The organism is Cryobacterium sp. TMB3-10, assembly GCF_004402305.1.
Taxonomy (GTDB): domain Bacteria; phylum Actinomycetota; class Actinomycetes; order Actinomycetales; family Microbacteriaceae; genus Cryobacterium; species Cryobacterium zongtaii.
In genome coordinates this window covers 44,572-62,331 of record NZ_SOGH01000002.1, presented here as the reverse complement: position 1 = coordinate 62,331, position 17,760 = coordinate 44,572, and the positions used below count along the sequence as shown (strand labels likewise).

Annotated in this window: 14 protein-coding genes and 1 tRNA gene; 3 read left to right on the top strand and 12 right to left on the bottom strand. The window is 69.1% G+C overall.

What is annotated here, in order from left to right; translation table 11 throughout:
* Positions 1–99: 99 nt before the first annotated feature.
* Positions 100–2,289, top strand: a complete 2,190-nt coding sequence (locus tag E3T22_RS00300; protein WP_134479679.1) for an Ig-like domain-containing protein — start codon at positions 100–102, stop codon at positions 2,287–2,289.
* A gap of 23 nt (positions 2,290–2,312) precedes the next feature.
* Here the strand turns inward: E3T22_RS00300 and E3T22_RS00295 are convergent.
* From E3T22_RS00295 to E3T22_RS00255, 9 genes are all read right to left on the bottom strand, one after another.
* Positions 2,313–2,389, bottom strand: a tRNA-Leu gene (locus tag E3T22_RS00295).
* 64 nt (positions 2,390–2,453) lie between these two features.
* On the bottom strand, positions 2,454–3,908 hold the full coding sequence (locus E3T22_RS00290; RefSeq protein WP_088456718.1) for an NAD(P)/FAD-dependent oxidoreductase: 1,455 nt from the start codon (positions 3,906–3,908) through the stop codon (positions 2,454–2,456).
* A gap of 39 nt (positions 3,909–3,947) precedes the next feature.
* On the bottom strand, positions 3,948–5,273 hold the full coding sequence (locus E3T22_RS00285; protein ID WP_370289869.1) for a S8 family serine peptidase: 1,326 nt from the start codon (positions 5,271–5,273) through the stop codon (positions 3,948–3,950).
* Positions 5,222–5,758 (bottom strand): DUF501 domain-containing protein, encoded by a 537-nt coding sequence (locus E3T22_RS00280; RefSeq protein WP_088456719.1) that lies wholly within the window; start codon positions 5,756–5,758, stop codon positions 5,222–5,224. Before E3T22_RS00280 ends, E3T22_RS00285 begins: the two co-directional genes overlap by 52 nt.
* Positions 5,755–6,357, bottom strand: coding sequence for a septum formation initiator family protein (locus E3T22_RS00275; protein WP_134479677.1), 603 nt, complete (start codon positions 6,355–6,357; stop codon positions 5,755–5,757). The genes E3T22_RS00280 and E3T22_RS00275 overlap by 4 nt, the downstream gene beginning before the upstream one ends.
* 240 nt (positions 6,358–6,597) lie before the next feature.
* Complete coding sequence (gene eno, locus E3T22_RS00270; protein WP_088456721.1) at positions 6,598–7,878, bottom strand: phosphopyruvate hydratase; 1,281 nt, start codon at positions 7,876–7,878, stop codon at positions 6,598–6,600.
* 176 nt (positions 7,879–8,054) lie between these two features.
* Positions 8,055–9,308, bottom strand: coding sequence for a histidine--tRNA ligase (hisS, locus tag E3T22_RS00265; protein ID WP_103461583.1), 1,254 nt, complete (start codon positions 9,306–9,308; stop codon positions 8,055–8,057).
* A 43-nt stretch (positions 9,309–9,351) separates the two neighbouring features.
* Positions 9,352–9,885 (bottom strand): ferritin, encoded by a 534-nt coding sequence (locus E3T22_RS00260; protein ID WP_134479675.1) that lies wholly within the window; start codon positions 9,883–9,885, stop codon positions 9,352–9,354.
* 32 nt (positions 9,886–9,917) lie between these two features.
* Positions 9,918–10,655 carry a MazG family protein gene (locus E3T22_RS00255; RefSeq protein ID WP_134409331.1) on the bottom strand — a complete coding sequence of 246 codons (738 nt, stop codon included), beginning with the start codon at positions 10,653–10,655 and terminating at the stop codon, positions 9,918–9,920.
* Between the two features lie 123 nt (positions 10,656–10,778).
* On the opposite strand from E3T22_RS00255, the gene E3T22_RS00250 reads away from it, so the two are divergent.
* The gene (locus E3T22_RS00250) at positions 10,779–11,987 is read left to right on the top strand and encodes a Na+/H+ antiporter NhaA (RefSeq protein ID WP_134409332.1); all 1,209 of its coding nucleotides are present in this window, start codon (positions 10,779–10,781) and stop codon (positions 11,985–11,987) included.
* Here E3T22_RS00250 and mfd read toward each other — a convergent pair.
* From mfd to E3T22_RS00235, 3 genes are read right to left on the bottom strand one after another with little or no spacing between them, the layout of a single operon-like run.
* Positions 11,914–15,549: a transcription-repair coupling factor gene (mfd, locus tag E3T22_RS00245; RefSeq protein WP_103429772.1), complete on the bottom strand. Its 3,636-nt coding sequence runs from the start codon at positions 15,547–15,549 to the stop codon at positions 11,914–11,916. The two genes, E3T22_RS00250 and mfd, sit on opposite strands and share 74 nt — an antisense overlap.
* 23 nt (positions 15,550–15,572) lie before the next feature.
* The gene (gene pth, locus E3T22_RS00240) at positions 15,573–16,160 is read right to left on the bottom strand and encodes an aminoacyl-tRNA hydrolase (protein ID WP_088456727.1); all 588 of its coding nucleotides are present in this window, start codon (positions 16,158–16,160) and stop codon (positions 15,573–15,575) included.
* Between the two features lie 45 nt (positions 16,161–16,205).
* Positions 16,206–16,823 carry a 50S ribosomal protein L25/general stress protein Ctc gene (locus E3T22_RS00235; protein WP_088456728.1) on the bottom strand — a complete coding sequence of 206 codons (618 nt, stop codon included), beginning with the start codon at positions 16,821–16,823 and terminating at the stop codon, positions 16,206–16,208.
* 219 nt (positions 16,824–17,042) lie between these two features.
* On the opposite strand from E3T22_RS00235, the gene E3T22_RS00230 reads away from it, so the two are divergent.
* Positions 17,043–17,756, top strand: coding sequence for a FadR/GntR family transcriptional regulator (locus E3T22_RS00230; RefSeq protein WP_088458074.1), 714 nt, complete (start codon positions 17,043–17,045; stop codon positions 17,754–17,756).
* Positions 17,757–17,760: the final 4 nt, after the last annotated feature.

Genomic DNA, 17,760 nt, shown 5'->3' with positions numbered 1-17,760 from the left:
ATGGTCTGAGGGAGTCCATTGCAGAGGTCACGCCGTTTCAGCGCGCACGGGTCGAACACACGAACCGGTCGGGGTCTTCGGCGACCCACACGCACGCGGGTGGCCTCGTTCGGGATCCTGCTCGCGGCTCTGGTCGGCACCGTGCTGATCGGCCCGCTCGCCGGTGCGGTCCAACCGGCCATGGCCGTCACGACCGAGACGGCGCCTGCCACCGCGACCGAACCGGCACCGGCCGAAACCACGACTCCCGACGCCTCGCTGGCGCCGTCGGAGCCAGACTCGCCGTCAGAGTCACCAGCGGAGACGCCGTCCGAGTCGCCGGCTCCGCCCGCCCCCGCCGCGCCCACCATCGACAGCCCCGGCGCCAACGCCTTCGTGGCCGGGAGCGTCACCGTCTCCGGCACCCGTGACCCCACACACGACATTCAGCTGCTCTCCCCCACCGGCGGTGCTCCGCTGTGCACCGTCGCCGCCGACGGGTCGTCCACCTGGCAGTGCCCCGGAGTGGTCCTGCCCAGCGGACCCGCCGTCGACCTGCGGGCGGAGGTGCCCGGGGACTCCGCCCTCGCGGCGGTCCACACCGTGCGGGTGCTGCAGGCCCCGACGATCACGGGCGGCTCGACCGGCCATTCCTCTTCGAGCGGGATGGTGCGCGGCGCCGGCTATCCCGGCGCCACCGTCACCGCCACTCTCGCCGCGGGAGCGAGCTGTTCGTTCACCGTCGACACCTCCGGGGTGTGGGCCTGCCTGCTGGAGGGCGCAGTGTCGAGCGGGGCGCAGCAAATCACCGCCTCACAGCAGACCTCGTTCAGCGCCCCGGAGTCGTCGCCGGCAAGCGATCCGATCAGCCTGACCTTCGACGTCGACGGCCCGGCCGCGCCCGTCGTGACGAGTCCCGCCGCCGACGCCACGCTGACCTCCGCCGCCGGGCCGTTCTCCGGGCGGGGCGAGAACGGGGCCACCGTCACGGTCTTCGCCGGCGCCTACTCGGTCTGCAGCGCCGTCGTGTCCGGTGGCACCTGGTCGTGCACAGGGTCCGGCATCGCGAACGGCTCGTACGACCTGCGCGCCGTACAGCAGGATGCCGCCGGCAATGTGAGCCCCGGCAGCTCGGCGATCCGGGTGACCTTCGGTGCCGCGACCGCGGCGCCCGCACCGGCACCGACACCGACCGCCGCCCCGCCCGTCGTGCCTGCCCCGACGGCGACCGCACTGGCGACCCCCACGGCCACACCGGGCAGCGGTTCGCCCAGCCCGCTGCCCGCCGCCCCCAACGACGGCGACGCCGCCGCACCGCCCGAGCTGACCGTGCCAGGAGGCGGCTGGAACGACCCCACCCAGTTCAGCACCGCGGTGATCCCGCCCTGGACCGTGGCGCAATTCCCTTGGCTGCAGGCGGCGATGCTCACGCTGGGAGCCCTGCTGCTGCTCGTGATTCCGGCCCGGCTGCTGGCCGGCACCATCACCCGGGCGCGAGACGGCCGGCCGCTCCTTCGCGGCCACCAGCTCGCCGGCCGCAACCGCGCCGGTGAGGAATTCGAGGTCGCCCCGACCCTGCAGGTCAACCGCTGGGTGGCCTACGGCGGCACCGTCGTCGCCGCCGCCGTGTTCGTCCTGTTGTCTGGCCCGGTGTCCGCGACGCCGGCCTATCTCCGGCTGCTGCTGGCCGTGGTTCTCGCCCTCGTGGTGGTGAACGCCGTGGCCGCCCTGGTGCCGCAGTGGTGGGGGTCCAGGGCGCTGCACATCGAGGTGACCACGACGATCCTGCCGCGGTACCTCGCGGTCGTCGCCGTCACCGCGCTCGCCTCCAGACTGTTCGAGCTCCAGCCCGCCCTGCTCTTCGGCCTGCTGGGCAGCGTCGTCGTGGGCGCGGGGCCCGGCCTGGCCCAACGGGGCCAGTTGGCCGCCATCCGGGCCGGCAGCCTGTTCGCCCTGGGACTGGCGTCGCTGCTGGTCGTCGGCACCCTACCGGCGGCCGACGGTTTCCTCAGCACCCTGGCCGCTGAGGTCGCGAACACCGTCGTGCTGGCCTCGATCGGCTCGGCCGTGCTCGTGCTCATTCCGATCGGGAATACGAGTGGACGCAGCATCCTGGCCTGGTCGCCGCCGATCTGGGCCGCCCTGACGGTGCCGGCCTTCCTCACCCTGTTCACGCTGCTCTCGCCCATGCTTCCGCGTTGGACGGGCACCGGCACCGCGATGCTGCTCTGGGTGGTGGCGACAGGCTTCGCCGTGGTCAGCGTGGCCGCCTGGGCGTGGCAGCGCTTCGTACTGCCGGGCCGACGCTGAGGCGCGCCGCGCCGGGTGATTCCTGGTGCCCCCGCTGGGATTCGAACCCAGACTGTGACGATTTTAAGTCGCCTGCCTCTGCCGGTTGGGCTACGGGGGCACGCCCGGTCTAGCCGGGCATCACGAGCGGATGCCGCACCGGGGTGCGGCATCCACCGGTGACTTTACGGTGCTGCGATGGTCTCCGTGCCTGATTCGGCAGCGGCGACCTCGACGACGGGCTTCTTCACCGGGGCCTTGCGCGGTGCTCGCGGGGCCTTCACCGCGGCCGGGGCGACGACCGCGGGTGCGGCTGCCGGCGGCTTCGGACGGGACGCGAACTCCTGGAACACGGCGCGAGGCGTCTGCACGGCCTCGAGCGACACGATGTCGCGGCCCAGGAAGAGGTTCAGGACCCAACCTCCGACGACGCGGATCTTGCGCTCCCAGCTCGGCATGGCCAGGCCGTGGTAGCCGCGGTGGGCGATCCAGGCAGGGAAACCCTTGAGGGCGAATTTGCCGGACTGGAATGCGCCGACGCCGACGCCGAGGCCGGCCACGGCTCCGAGGTTCTTGTGGTTGTAGTCCGCGGGGCCCTCACCGCGGAGGACCGCGACGATGTTCTTGGCCATGAGCTTGCCCTGGCGCACGGCGTGCTGGGCGTTCGGCACGCAGAAGCCGCCGACGCCGCCGCCGGAGAGGTCGGGAACCGCGGTGATGTCACCGGCGGCCCAGGCGTCGACGACGATCTCGTCCTCGGTGCCGACACGCAGGTCGGCGCGCACGCGCAACCGGCCGCGCTCTTCGACCGGGAGGTCGGTGTTGCGCACGATGCCGGGGTTCGCCATGACGCCGGCGGTCCAGACGATCAGGTCGGTCTCGAAGGACTCCCCGGTGGAGAGCTCGATCTTGCCGTCGACGGCAGAGGTGAGCTGGGTGTTCAGGTGCACCTCTGCACCACGCTCGGCGAGGTTCTTGATGACCCACAGCGCGGTGGTTTCGCTCACCTCCGGCATGATGCGACCCATTGCCTCGATGAGGTGGAAGTGCGTGTCCTCGAAGGCGATCTGCGGGTACTTGGTGAGCAGCGAGCTGGCGAAGGAGCGCAGCTCGGCGAACACCTCGATGCCGGCAAAGCCGCCACCGATGACCACGAAGGTCAGCAGGCGGTCCCGCTCGGGGCCGGCGGGCAGCTGGGCTGCCTTGTCGAAGTTGGTGAGGACGGTGTCGCGGATCGCGACGGCTTCCTCGATGGTCTTCAGGCCGATGGCCTGGTCCGCGACCCCGGGAATCGGGAAGGTGCGCGACACGGCGCCGGCGGTGACCACGATGATGTCGTAGTCGAAGACCCACGGTTCGCCGACCGGCGGCGTAATCGTGGCCTTCTTTTCCGCGTGGTTCACGTTGGTGACCTTGGCGGTGAGCACATTGGTCTTCTTGAGGTGGCGACGGTGGGCCACGACCGAGTGACGCGGATCGATGGATCCGGCAGCCACCTCGGGGAGGAACGGCTGGTAGGTCATGTACGGCAGCGGATCGACCATGGTGACCTCGGCCTCGCCGGGACGCAACCACTTCTCAAGCTTCCAGGCGGTATAAAAACCCGCGTAGCCGCCACCGACGATGAGAATTTTGGGCACGATTAGAAGGCCTCCTACAGGGATTGGATACGCGAAAGTTTAGAGATGAGAACGAATTCGCTTGAAATGCCGCGTGGCCCCAATGCCGAACAGCGTTACTAGGATAGCAAAACCCACCAGGACGGCGAGCGGCACGCTGACATAGGTGAGGGTGAGGGGGCTGGGCAGCCAGCCGGCGGCGCTGTTCTGCTCCGGCAGGGGCGGGTCGGCATCCGGGACAACGGGCACCGGAGTTCCCGGTGTGGCGGGCGTCATCGGCGCGGCGTCGGCGCGGCGGTGCAGGGTGATCCACTCCTGCAGGAGCTCGGCGGGCGTGGCGGAGGTGGACTTCGGCACGTACGCGGAGACCGCGGCGGCGGCGTCGATCAGGCCGTTGCCGTAGATCGGGCTCGGTACCGTGTGCCCGTTCGGGTTCGCGGTCTCGATGATCCGGTTCATCACCTCGGTGGCATCCAGCTTCGGGTAGGCCGAGCGCACCAGGGCCACCAGCCCGGAGACTATCGGCGCGGCCGCGCTGGTGCCGTTCCACTCCATGTAGCCGCCGCCGGGCGCGACACCGACGAGCTTCTCGCTGGGTGCGGCAACGGCGATGGTGATGCCCTGCGAGGAGGCGTCGAAGCTGGCCTCCTTGGACTGGTCGACACCGGCGACGGTGAGTACGCCGGGAATGGTGGCGGGGGCGCCGACCTCGGTCGTTCCGCTGCCCCTGTTGCCGGCCGCAGCGACAACCACGACGTCGTTTTCGAACGCGTACATGAACGCGTCATCCCAACTGGTCGGCCAGTCCAGAGTGTTGCGGGTGAGTGACATGTTGATCACGTCGGCGCCGTTGTCGACGGCCCACCGGATGCCCGCGGCGATCTGGTCGTCATTGCTGAGCACGGCGTCACTGGTGCCGAACGCCACCGAGACGGCGAGGATGGACGCCTCTGGCGCCACGCCGATCAGGCCGCCGCCGGTTGGCGTGCCACGGCCGGCGAGGAGGGATGCCACCAGTGTGCCGTGTTCGTTCTCGGCGCCGACCGGGGTCTGGCCGTTCGACGAGCCGACGCCGGAGACGTCGGTGCCGCCGACGACGGCGCCGTTGAGCTCGGTGATGCTGCCGTCGACACCGGTGTCGATGACGGCGACGGTGACGCCGGCTCCTTTGGTGGTGGTCCAGGCTTGGCTGAAGCCGTAGTCATTCAGCCAGTATTCGAGGTCGCGTACCTGGTCGGCGCGGGCGACGGAGGTGTCGCCGACGACGCCCACGACCGCGACGGCTGCCGCGAGGGTGATCGCGACGCCGGTGAGGATGCGGCGCGCGGCGCCGGTCACGCGTCGGCCGGCGGGACCGCCGGCGGAGCGTAGTCCAGGCACTCGCACACCTGGGGCGACCAGGCGGCCCGCAGCAGGGCCAGGTCGCCGATCGGGTTGACGCCGGGACCGGCCGCCAGGGCGTGCGCGGCCAGGGCGTGCAGGCACTTGACCCGCACCGGCATCCCGCCGGAGGAGACGCCGGCGAGCTCGGGGACCACGCCGATCATCTCGCGATCGGCCAGGAAGCTTTCGTGTGCGGCCCGGTAGTGGGCGCGCAGGTCCTCGTCGTCGGCGAGCATCTGGTTGTACTCGTTCATCACCTGGGTGGCTTCCAGGAACGACAGCGCGGCCGTGGCGGCGGGGTGCGATAGGTAGTACAGGGTGGGGAACGGGGTGCCGTCCTCCAGCCGCGGCGCCGTGGCCACGACGGTGGGCGCGCCGCAGGTGCAGCGGGCGGCGATGCCGATCACGTTGCGGGCGGGGCGGCCGAGCTGCGCGGAGACCGTGGCAATGTCGGCCTCGGAGGCGGGGTCGAAGGGCGGTCGGGTCATTGTGCTGCCTCCTGGGGGGCCAGTGCGGATGTCATCACCGATCGGAAGACGGAGTCGACCCAGTCGACTTCGGTGTCCTGGATGGCGGTACTGATGGGTGCGGTGTCGGCGGCGTCGTCGACGCTGGCTCCGCTGTCGTTGATCACGAGAAAACTGATGTCACCGGGCAGCACATAGGAGAGCCGGTCCCGCGCCTGGGTGGTCACGAAGGTGCGGTCGTTCCACCGTTCCCGCTCCGCCTTGAGGTCGTCGACCGAATCCTGTTGCGCTGCGACGGTGTCGCTCAGCTGGTCGATCTGTTTGCGCTGTTCGGCGTAGGTGCGCACACTGGGCGCGAGCACGACGACAGCGAGCACCAGAAGACCCATCATCACGAAGGAGAATCCGCTCAATCGCAGGCCACGGAGCCAGCTGCGCACCGCGGTCTCGTCGGTGGCGAGTTTGACCGCCCTCTGCTCCGTTCGGCGGGGCTCGGTCCGGCGGGGCTCGGTTCCGCGGGACTCGGTTCCGCGGGACTCGGTTCCGCGGGACTCGGTACCGCGGGACTCGGTACTGTGCGGCTTCGCCCGGCGCGGTTTGGGCAGGCGCGGTGGGGTCATGCCAGAACCGGTGAAGGTCACGGTGACTCCCGTCGGGTGCTCGGTGGGTGATGCTCGCCGGGGCACACAGAAATGCCCCGGTTCTAGAGTGCCAGATCTTTCGGCCCGCACCGTTCGCCACGGCCCGCGAACCCGGATCCTGTGCAAACCCGCAGCCTGGCGGTGGCGCACGCCCCAAAAAAAAGCTCCCCGCCCCGGACGATGTCCGATGAGCGGGGAGCCCGGGTGGTTCAGAGGGGATTAGCCCTTGAAACGCGGGAACGCGGAACGGCCGGCGTAGACCGCGGCCTCGCCGAGTTCTTCTTCGATGCGCAGGAGCTGGTTGTACTTGGCAACGCGCTCGCTGCGGGCCGGGGCGCCGGTCTTGATCTGGCCGGCATCCGTGGCGACCGCGAGGTCGGCGATGAAGGTGTCTTCGGTCTCACCGGAGCGGTGCGAGATGACGGTCGTGTAGCCGGCGCGCTGGGCGAGGGCGACGGCGTCCATCGTCTCGGTCAGGGTGCCGATCTGGTTGACCTTGATGAGGATGGAGTTCGCTGCCTTGATCTCGAGGCCCTTGGCCAGGCGGATCGGGTTGGTGACGAACAGGTCGTCTCCGACGATCTGAACCTTGTCGCCGAGCTGAGCGGTGAGGTGGACGTAGCCTTCCCAGTCCTCTTCCTCGAGCGGGTCTTCGATGGAGACGAGCGGGTACGCCTCGAGGAGTTCGGCGTAGTAAGCGACGATCTCGGTGGAGGTCAATTCCTTGCCCTCGAAGTGGTAGACGCCGTCCTTGAAGAACTCGGTGGCTGCGCAGTCGAGCGCCAGGCCGATGTCGGTGCCGGGCGTGTAGCCGGCCAGCGTGATGGCTTCGACGATGAGGTCGAGCGCCGCACGGTTGCTGGGCAGGTTGGGGGCGAAGCCACCCTCGTCGCCGAGGCCGGTCGCCAGGCCCTTGCTCTTCAGCAGGCCCTTGAGGGCGTGGTAGACCTCAACGCCCCAGCGCAGGCCCTCGCTGAAGGTGGGGGCGCCGAGCGGGACAACCATGAATTCCTGGATGTCGACGTCGTTGTCGGCGTGCGAGCCACCGTTGATGATGTTCATCATGGGAACGGGCAGGGTGTGCGCGTTCGGGCCGCCGAGGTAGCGGAAGAGGGGCAGGTCGGCCGAGCTGGCGGCGGCCTTGGCGACGGCCAGGCTCACGCCGAGGATGGCGTTGGCGCCGACGCGCTCCTTGTTGACGGTGCCATCGGTCTCGTTGAGGACCATGTCGATGATGCGCTGGTCGGCGGCGTCGAGGTCCTCGACGGCCGGGCCGAGCTCGTCGGTGACGGAGCCGACGGCCTTGAGCACGCCCTTGCCCAGGTAACGCTTCTTGTCACCGTCGTGCAGCTCGTAGGCCTCGAAGGCGCCGGTCGAGGCGCCTGAGGGTACGGCGGCACGGCTCAGCGTGCCGTCCTCGAGCAAAACCTCGACCTCGACGGTCGGGTTGCCCCGAGAGTCGAGGATTTCGCGTGCAACAACTGCGTCAATAAGAGCCACAACTATCTCCTGTGTCTGTCTGTGTATCGATTTTTGGATTCTAAGTCCGTGTGGATTTTGAGGAAGACGCCGCTGTGTTCCAGTCCGTAGAACAGTCTAGTGACCGGTTCGCCGGCCCGCTCAGGACTGAAGTCCCGTTCACCGCCGGAACATCAACCGTTCAGCCGGTGCTCGGTTCAGCCGGCCAGCGGCTTGAAGACCAGGTCGTCGGGCTCGACGGAGTCATCGGTCACGAACGCGAACCGGCCGTAACCCGCGGCACCGGCCCGTTCGAGCAGAGCCTTGAGGTTCTTGGTGCGCTTGTCCAGCCGCACCCGGAGGCCCTCTGCCACGAGGGCGGTCTTGAGCGCGACGAGGGCGGCCGGGTCGGCATCCTTCTCGTGAACGAGCAGGACGGCGGACTCGGTGTCGTCGTCGGAGCCGGCGAGCAGGTCGACGATGCGTTCGAACCCGATCGAGAAGCCGCAGGCGGGCACGTCGGTGCCGAGGAACCGGCCGATCATGCCGTCGTAACGGCCGCCGCCGCCCAGCGAGTAGCCCAGGTCGGGGTGCTTGATCTCGAAGATGGTTCCGGTGTAGTAGCCCATCCCGCGCACCAGGGTGGGGTCGAACTCGAGCGCGACTCCGGGCAGCGCGGCCCGCAGCGCGGACAGGTCGGCGTACGCGGCGGCGTCCAGCCAGGCCGGCGCATCCTGCGGGTCGGGCCAGCCGGCGTCGCTGAACCCGGCGAGGGTGTCGGCCAGGCCGGTGGTGTCGATTCCGAGGCCGCCGAGCTCGGTGACGACGCCGTCCACACCGATCTTGTCGAGCTTGTCGAGGGTGATCAGGGCGCGTTCGGTGAGGTTGCCGGCCACGCCCCAGGTGCTGAGCATGGCGGTGAGGATGCGGCGATCGTTGATGCGGATCGAGCAGCCGGTCAGGCCCAGGTTGTCCAGGGCTGCGACGGTGGCGGTGATCAGTTCGATCTCGGCAAGCGGGCCGGCCTCGCCGATGATGTCGATGTCGCACTGCACGAACTGGCGGTAGCGGCCCTTCTGCGGGCGTTCGGCGCGCCAGACCGGGGCGATCTGGATGGAGCGGAACACCGTGGGCAGCTCGGCGCGGTGGCTGGCGTAGAACCGGGCCAGCGGCACCGTGAGGTCGAAGCGCAGCCCCAGGTCGGCCAGGGAGAGCAGGTCGTCGGCCTCGGCGGCCGTCACGAGGTCGGCCGGGCCGATTCCGCGCTTGAGCACGGCGAAGCCGAGCTTCTCGTTGTCGCCGCCGAGGCCGGAGTGCAGCCTGATGGTGTCTTCCATCACGGGCGTTTCGATCTCGTCGAAACCGTGCGCGGCAAAGCTGGAGCGGATGATGCCCAGAGCCCTTTCGCGGGTGGCCTTGTCGGCCGGGAGGAAGTCGCGCATGCCGCGGGGAGGGGTCACTGCTGTTGCCATGCCCCAATTCTGTCAGGTCGCCCGGCCCGACCCCGCCGCGGCGTTAGATCGCGCCGCCGGCGGCTCCGGGCGCGTCGGCGTCGCCGCCGGCGTCACCGACCTGCTCGCGGGCGATGAAGTTCTCGATGTCGAACAGGTTGTCCTTGGCGCGCTTGGCGATGGTCAACAGGGTCGACATGGAGGCGACCTCCTCGACCTGTTCCTTGAGGAACCAGAGCATGGCCTGCTCGCCGAGGGCGTCGCCGTCGGTGCGGGCGGCTTTGAAGAGCGCCTCGATCTGAGCGGTGACCTGCTGTTCCTGCGCGAGGGCCAGCGCGATCGGTTCGACGATGTCAGCGAAACCGTTGATCACGGCGGGGATCCCGGGGATCACGACCTCCAGGCCCCGGTCGAGCCGGTACTGCACGAGCATCATCGCGTGGTTGCGCTCTTCTACGGACTGCCGGTAGAAGTGTGCGGCCAGCTGGGGCAGGTCCTGGCTGTCGAACCAGGTGGCGATGGCGATGTATTGCTGGGACGCGGCGAACTCGTTGCCGATTTGCTGGGTGAGGAGCGCGTTGAAGGTCGATTCGGTCATGCTGCGACGTTAGCGGGCCGCACCGCCTGGCGCTATGCGGTGGGGAACGCGATAACGCCGGCGTCGGCCGGGTCGCCGTCGGCCACGCCGAAGGACCCGTCGCCGCTCTCCTGCTCGGCCGCGCGGATCTCGTCCTGCAGGTCGCGGAGCGCGGTGCGCAGCGCCCGCTCGGAGTCCAGCCCCTGGGCCTTGGCCGCGGACACGATGGCGAGCAGGATCGGGCCCAGCTCGGCCTCGCTGTCGATGGGCAGCAGGGCGGGCGCATCCGTCTCGAGCAGGCCGATCTTCTGGGCCCGGCCGAGCACCTTGTCGGCCAGCGCCAGCGCCGGCATGCCCTGCGGTATGCCGTCGAGCACGCTGGTGCGGTGCGGCTTCTCGGCGGCCTTCACGTCATCCCAGCCGGCGATGACCTCGTCGGTGGTCTTCTGAGCGCCGCTCTCGGCGAAGACGTGCGGGTGCCGGCCGACCATCTTGCGAGTCATCCGGGCGGCCACCTCCTGGATGTCGAAGTCCTCCCCCGGTGTCTCGGCGGCGATGCTCGCGTGGAAGACCACCTGGTAGAGCACGTCACCGAGCTCCTCCAGCAGGTCGTCGCGGCTGCCGCTCTCGATCGCCTCGATCAGCTCGTGAGTCTCCTCGGTGAGGTACTGCACGAGCGACGCGTGGGTCTGCTCGGCGTCCCACGGGCAACCGCCCTGCGCACGCAGGCGGGCGACCGTGGCGACGAGCTCGTCGAAAGCGGATGGCGTGGGCTGGGCGTATTCGGTCACACTCCATCGTAGGCGGCGGGACTAAACTGAACGCTGGTGTGCCGGGAAGTCTGGTCGGCGGGCGAAATGTTTCGCTCACGACGTACGACCGACCCGCTTTTACCGTGGGTGGACAGGATCTCCATGACTTTCATCCGTTCCGAACGCTACGCCGCCGGGTTCCTGCTTCTCGCCGGTGTGCTCGGCCTGATCATGGCCAATCTCGCCTTCGGTCCGGCGCTGATCGAGGCGGCCAACGAACATCTGCACACCGGCCTGTTCGGGCTGGACCTGTCGGCCAAGCACTGGATCAGCGACGGACTGCTGTCGATCTTCTTCTTCCTCATCGCCATCGAGCTCAAACGCGAACTGGTGATCGGCGACCTGAACAGCTTCGGCAAGGCGGCGCTGCCCGCCCTCGCCGCGCTCGGCGGGGTCGCGGTTCCCGCCGGCATCTACCTGCTGCTCACCCAGGGCTCGGGGCTGGCCGCGGGCTGGCCGGTGCCCACGGCCACCGACATCGCGTTCGCGTTGGGGGTGCTGGCGGTGTTCGGCCGCGGGATCCCCACCCGGGTGCGGGTGTTCCTGCTGGCCCTGGCGGTGCTCGACGACCTCGTGGCGATCCTGATCATCGCGTTTTTCTTCACCCAGGACCCCGAGCTGCAGTACATCGGCTTCGCGGCGATCACGGCCACCCTCTTCGGGGTCACCAGCCGGCTGCTCAAGCCGCGTTCGCCGTGGGTGCTGGGCCGGAAGCCGGTCTGGCCGATCATCGTCCTGCTGATCGTCCTCGGCGTGGCCACCTGGTACTTCACCTATCTCTCCGGCGTGCACGCCACCATCGCCGGCGTGATCCTCGGCCTGGTGATGGCCCGGGTGCCCGGTGGCCGCACCCACCACGTGCTCGAGCCGTACTCCAACGCGGTGATCCTGCCGCTGTTCGCGTTCTCGGCGGCCCTCGTGGCCATCCCGCAGGTGAGCCTGGCCGAGCTCAGCCCGGCGTTTTGGGGCATCCTGGTGGCCTTGCCGGTGGGCAAGCTGATCGGCATCACCCTGGCCGGGAGCCTGGGTAGCCTGATCTCCCGGCGCCCCAACGGGTCCAGGTCCGGGCTCAAGTTCATCGACATCGTGATGGTCGCCTGCCTGGGCGGCATCGGCTTCACAGTGTCACTGCTGATGGGCGCGCTCGCCTTCGCCGGCAGCGTCGAGGTGGTCGACGAGGCTACCCTCGCCGTGCTGCTGGGCTCGGGCTTCGCGATCCTGGTCTCGGCCGTCGTGGTCAGTGCGCGGGCACGGCAGTATCGACGGGCCGCGGAAACACCGCGTCCAGCAGCGAGCCCGTCCACGCTATAAGGGCGGCGTCGGCCAGCGGCTCGCCGTTCAGGCGCGGCAGCGGCACGATCATCGACCCGGCCGCGGCTGAGTACTTGGCACCCGGGTACATCCGCTGCACCCGAACCTGCATGGAGTCGGCCAGGTCGACCGGCGCCACCCGCAGGTTGGAGCCCATCGCGACGACCTCACCGAGGCCGGCCTGTTGCGCGTGCCTGCGCAGCCTGGACACGGCGATGAGGTTGGTGACGGCTTCGGGCGGTTCGCCGTAGCGGTCGGTGAGCTCCTCGAGCACGAGCCCGATCTGGTCGTCGGCGGCCGCGAGCCCGCTGGCGCCGGAGAGCTTCTGATACGCCTCCAGGCGCAGCCGCTCGCTGTCCACGTACTCCTCGGGGATGTGCGCGTCCACGGGCAGCTCCAGCCGCAGCTCCGTCTGGCCCTCGGCCACGTCACCGCGGAAGGTCGACACGGCCTCGCCGATCATGCGCAGGTAGAGGTCGAAGCCGACCCCGGCGATGTGACCGGCCTGCTCGCCGCCGAGCAGGTTGCCCGCACCGCGGATCTCGAGGTCCTTCAGCGCCACCTGCATGCCGGCGCCGAGTTCGTTGTTGGCCGCGATGGTGGCCAGCCTGTCGTGCGCGATCTCGGAGAGCGGCTTGTTCTCGTCGTAGAGGAAATAGGCGTATGCACGCTCCCGGGCACGGCCGACCCGGCCGCGCAGCTGGTGCAGCTGGCTGAGCCCGTACTTGTCGGCCCTGTCGATGATGATGGTGTTCGCGTTGGCGATGTCCAGGCCGGTCTCGATGATGGTCGTGGAGACCAGGATGTCGAACTTGTTCTCCCAGAAGTCCACCACCACCTGTTCCAGCTGCGCCTCCGGCAGCTGCCCATGCGCCACGGCGACGCGGGCTTCCGGCACCAGTTCGGCCAGCTGCGCGGCCACCCGGTTAATGCTGGAGACGCGGTTATGCACGAAGAAGATCTGGCCCTCGCGAAGCAGTTCGCGGCGGATGGCGGCGGCCACCTGGCGGTCGGAGTACGGCCCGACGAAGGTGAGGATCGGGTGCCGGTCCTCCGGCGGGGTGGCCAGGGTGGACATCTCCCGGATGCCTGTGACGGCCATCTCCAGGGTGCGCGGGATGGGCGTGGCGCTCATGGCGAGGATGTCGACGTTGGTCTTGAGCTTCTTGAGAGCGTCCTTGTGCTCGACACCGAAACGCTGTTCCTCGTCGATGATGACCAGGCCGAGGTCCTTGAAGATCGTGTTCTCCGACAACAGCCGGTGGGTGCCGATGACCATGTCGACGGTGCCGTCGAGCATGCCGGCCACGGTCTCGCGGGATTCCTTGTCGGTCTGGAACCGGCTGAGCGCCCGCAGGTGGATGGGGAACCCGGCGAAGCGCTCCTGGAAGGTCTCCATGTGCTGGCGCACGAGCAGGGTGGTCGGCACGAGCATGGCCACCTGCTTGCCGTCCTGGATGGCCTTGAACGCTGCGCGCACGGCGACCTCGGTCTTGCCGAAGCCCACGTCACCGGACAGCAACCGGTCCATCGGGATGGGCCGCTCCATGTCGGCCTTGACCTCCTCGATGGTGGTGAGCTGGTCGGGCGTCTCCGCGAACGGGAACGCCTCCTCGAGCTCACGCTGCCAGGGCGTGTCAGGGCCGAATGCGTGACCCTTGCTGGCCATCCGTGCCGAGTAGAGCTTGACGAGTTCGACGGCGATGTCGCGCACCGCCCGCCGGGCCTTTGTCTTGGCGGCCGACCAATCGCTGCCGCCCATCTTGGACAGCGCGGGTGCCTCGCCGCCGACGTAGCGGGAGACCAGGTCGAGCTGGTCGGTGGGCACGTAGAGCTTGTCGCCGCCGTGACCGCGCTTGGACGGCGCGTACTCGAGCACCAGGTATTCGCGGGTGGTCTTGACCGGGTTGCGGCCGCCGCTGGAGACCTCACGCTGGGTGAGTTCGAGGAACTTGCCGATGCCGTGGGTCTGGTGCACGACGTGGTCGCCGGTCTTGAGCTGCAACGGATCGACGACGTTCTTGCGCCGACTGGCGAGCTTCTTGATCTGGCGGGCGTCGTAACCGACGGTGCGGCCGTAGAACTCGCTCTCGCTGACCAGGGTGAGCTTGGTCTCGGGGATCTCGAACCCGTGAGTGATGGAGGCCTTGATCAGGTAGGCGATGCCCGGTTCCGGGTTCGCCGGGAACTCCTCCACGATGCGGGCGGGCAGTTCGGCGCCGGAGAGGACGTCGGCGGCGCGGTCGACGAGGCCGGCGCCCTGCGCGACGACGGCGACGGTCCAACCGTCCTTGAGGCGCGTGGAGAGGTGCCCGACGGCGCCCTCGACGCTGCCGGCGAAGCTCGGCACGGCGTCGCCCTCGATGCGGATGGTGAGCAGTTCGTCGATCTCGCGGTGTTCGGGCAGCACCGGGATGTCGGTGGGCGCGGCCTGGAAGGAGCTCAACGTCCACCAGACCCGTTCGCTGGCCCCGGCGCCGGGGGCCGAGTACCGCACGGCGTCGCGCAGGGTGCCCAGGGTGAGGAAGTCACCGCTGGCGAGGTCGATGGGGGCCTCGGCGCCGGCGGTGGCGGCGTTCCAGGCGGCGGAGAGGAACTCCCGGTTGGTCTCGGCGAGGCTGATGGCGCGGGAGGCGACCCGTTCCGGCGAGATCACGGCGACGGCGGCCTGGCGGGGCAGGTAGTGCGTGACGGGCACCAGCCTGTCGACGAGGGCGGGCGCGAGGCTCTCCATGCCCTCGACGGGGATGCCCTCGGCCACCTTGGCGAGCAGACCCGCCAGGCTGGGGAACTCGTGTTGCATCTCCCGGGCGCGCTGGCGCACGGCGGGGCTGAGCAGCAGTTCGCGGCTGGGCGGCAGGGTCACCGACTCGATGGGTTCGGGCATCGAGCGCTGGTCGGCGACCGCGAAGGCGCGGATCTGCTCGACCTCGTCACCGAAGAACTCGATGCGGTACGGGTGCGCGGCCATCGGTGGGAACACGTCGAGGATGCCGCCGCGCACGGCGAACTCGCCGCGCCGGGTGACCATGTCCACTCGGGCGTACGCCACGTTGACGAGGTCGACGGCGATGGCGGCGAGGTCGTGGCCGCGGCCGCCGGCCGTGAGCTCGAGCGGGTCGTAGTCGGTGAGGTTGTCGGCCACAGGCTGCAGGGCGGCGCGCACCGAGGCCACCACGATGAGGGGGCGCCGGGTGGCGGCGTCCGCAGCCTCCCAGTCGCGCATCCGCCTCAGGGCGTAGAGGCGGCGGCCCACGATCTCGGCACTGGGGCTGAGCCTCTCGTGCGGCAGGGTCTCCCAGGCGGGGAACTCGACGATCTCGGCGTCGTCGGAGAAGCAGCCCAGGTTCTCCCGCAGCGCCTCGGACTCACGGCCGGTTGCGGTGATGATCAACAGCGCCCGGCCCTTGTCCAACCTGTCGCGCTGCTCGAGCAGCGCGGCCAGCAGCGGGGCGCGGAGGCCCTCGGTGAGCGAGAAGTCGGCGTCACGGGCCGCAAAGGCGAGGGCGGCATCGAACGTGGAGGCACGCGAAAGCGCCGGAATCAAGCCCTGAAGAATCACCGCACAAGTCTACGGGTAGTTTTCTACGCAGGTGGGGCGTGGAACTTCTGCTGGGCGGCGGTGACACCCTCCGCGGCGATCATCTCGATCGCATCCGCCGCGTCCTCGAGCATGATCCCCAGGGTGGTGCGTTCGGTGCTGGAGAAATCGTGCAGCACGAAGTCGGCGGCGTTCTGCCGGCCGGGCGGCCGGCCGATGCCCATCCGGATGCGGGTGAACTCGTTGCTGCCGGTGGCCGCGATGATGTCGCGCAGCCCGTTGTGGCCCCCGTGGCCGCCGCCCACCTTGATCTTGAGGGTGTCGAAGGGCAGGTCCAGCTCGTCGTGCACGACGATGAGGCGGGAGACGTCCAGGGAGTAGAACCGGAGCAAGGCCGCGACGGGTCCGCCGGAAAGATTCATGAAGCTGTTCGGCTTGGCCAGGATCAGCTTGGGACCGCCGGGGAAACTGCGCCCCTCGGCGACGGCGGAATTCGCCTTGTGGTTCTTGAAATTCGCGCGCATCCGGTCGGCGAGCACGGCCGTGACCATGTGGCCGACGTTGTGGCGGTTACCGGCGTAGCCGGGCCCGGGGTTACCGAGCCCGACTACGAGCCAGAGATTCTCGTCCAGGGGGTTCCTTTACAAAAGTTTCTGTCCGGTGTTGAAGGGGGAAGACTACTCGGCGGCAGCTTCCTCGGCGGGAGCTTCGTCGCCCTCGACGGTCTCCTCTTCCTCTTCTTCCTCGGCCGGCAGGTGCACGCCGACGACGACCATCTCGGGGTCGGAGATGAGCGACGCGCCGTCGGGCAGGGTGATCTCGCTGGCGTGGATGAGGGTGCCGTCTTCGAGGCCCTCGACGTCGACGCTCACGCTCTGCGGGATGTTGGTGGCTTCGACCTCGAGCAGCAGGGTCTTGGCGTCGAGGTCGGCGGTGGTGCCGGGGGCGGTCTCACCGATGACGTGCACGGCGACCTCAACCTGGACCTTCTCACCCTTGCGGATGACGATGAGGTCGAGGTGCTCGATGATCTGGCGAACCGGGTCCTTCTGCACGTCCTTGACCAGGGTCAGGTGGGTGGTTCCTTCGACGTCGAGCTCGAGCACGGCGTTCGCGCGACGCAGCAGCAGGCCGATCTCGTGAGCCGGCAGGGCCACGTGCACGGGCTCGGTGCCGTGGCCGTAGATGACGGCGGGGATCTTGCCCAGCACGCGCAGCTTGCGGGCCGCGCCCTTGCCGAAGCTGTTGCGTGCGTCTGCGGAAATCTTGTTGTTGCTGTTCTTGGCCTCGGCCATGATGTGTCTCCTTGCGGGCCTCGTGTGCCCGTATTGGTGTTGCGGGCACGGGGCCCGCAGTACGGATGCTGGTTCAACTCGAACGCATGTCAGCGTGAGGAAAGGCCTGAGAGGACTTTTCGCCGCGTCGATTACGGATTTCGCAGGCACCGGTTTCCCGGCTGGCGCGAATCCCTCGCCGAAGTTCAACTCAACAGTCTAGGCGATAAAGTGACGACCATGCCGCCCAGCCTGCACACCCGAGTGACCGAAGACGTCGGACGGTCCATCGTCGATGGGACGGTTCCAGCGGGAACCGTCCTGCTCTCCGACGAGATCGAGCGCCGACAGGGGGTGAGCCGGTCGGTCATCCGGGAGGCCATCCGGGTGCTGGGGTCGATGGGCCTCGTCGAGTCCGTCAAACGGGTCGGCATCAGGGTTCTGCCACCGTCCAGCTGGAACACCTACGACCCGACCATCATCCGTTGGCGCCTGCTCGGCCCCGGCAAGGGCGAACAGCTGCGCTCGCTCACCGAATTGCGCTCCGCGGTGGAACCGATGGCTGCGGAACTGGCCGCTCGGCATGCGGCGGCCTCGGTCGCGGCCGAGCTGATGGACGTGGCCGACCTGATGCGGGCCGCGGGTGACTCGGGTGACCTGTCCTCGTTCCTGGAGCTCGACATCCGGTTTCACCGGCTGGTGCTGCGGGGCTCGGGCAATGAGATGTTCGCCAAGCTCGACGGAGCCGTCGCCGCGGTCCTGTCCGGCCGCACCGACCTGGGCCTGCAGCCGGACCGCCCGCACGAGAACACCCTGCAGTTGCACGCCGAGGTCGCCGAGGCGATTTCGGGCGCGCAACCGCAGAAGGCCCGGGAGGCGATGGAGCGGATCATGCGCCGCACCTACGCCGAGGTGCAGCCCACCTGGGCCGCCGATCCGACCTCCGCGCTATAAATAT